Consider the following 888-nt stretch of genomic DNA (forward strand, 5'->3'; position numbering starts at 1 on the left):
TTCAACGCCAACGGGTGGGCCATCACCCACGCCGACCGCAACGGCAACACCAACGACCTGCGCTACACCACCGGCGGCGACCTGGCGGCCATCACCGACGCCCAGGGCCGGGTCACCACCCTGGGCTGGGACGACCAGGGGCGGCCCACCGAGGTCACCGATCCCACCGGTGAGGAAGCGGTCGCCTTCACCTACGGCCAGGACCACAGCCGTCAGCCCTTCGCCCTGACCGACCGGGCCGGGAACGACATCGACTTCGGCTACGAGGACGGGTACCTGACCCAGATCACCGATGCCGAGGGAGGGGTATGGGAGCTGTCCTATGACCCCCAGGGGCGGCTGACCAGCTTCACCGAGCCCTTCGGCCAGGACGGGGCGACCTACTCCTTCGACCACTCCCAGGGCGAGACCACGGTCACCGACCCCAGCGGGGGCGAGTCCACACACGAGTTCGATGACCAGGGACGTCAGACCGAGGCCACCGACCAGGTCGGCAACACCCGCTCCCAGACCTGGACCGCCAACTCCGACGTGGCCACCACCACCGACGCCCTCGAAGCCTCGGTGACCTACGACTACGACGACGCCAACAACCTCATCGGCACCGAGCTTCCCACCGGCGCCGAAACGGCGGTGGGCTACAACGACGCCGCCAACCCCGCCAAGCCCACCGACGTCACCACCCCCGACGGGGACCAGATGTCGATGCGCTACGACGAGGCGGGCAACCTGACCCGGGCGGTGTCCGAGGACGAGGACATCACCGTGGCCCGGTTGTTCTACAACAACAACGGCACGGTCTCGGCCCAGGACGACGGCAACGGCAACCGCACCACCTTCAGCTACGACGATGCCGGCAACATGACCCAGATGGCCGAGCCCGGCCCG

General features: G+C 68.6%; 1 pseudogene. It reads left to right on the plus strand.

Annotated elements, in window-relative coordinates:
- Positions 1–888: pseudogene (locus DSY14_RS27895) on the plus strand (RHS repeat protein); the annotation flags it as partial.

The organism is Nocardiopsis sp. MG754419 (genome assembly GCF_018207095.1).
GTDB lineage: Bacteria > Actinomycetota > Actinomycetes > Streptosporangiales > Streptosporangiaceae > Nocardiopsis.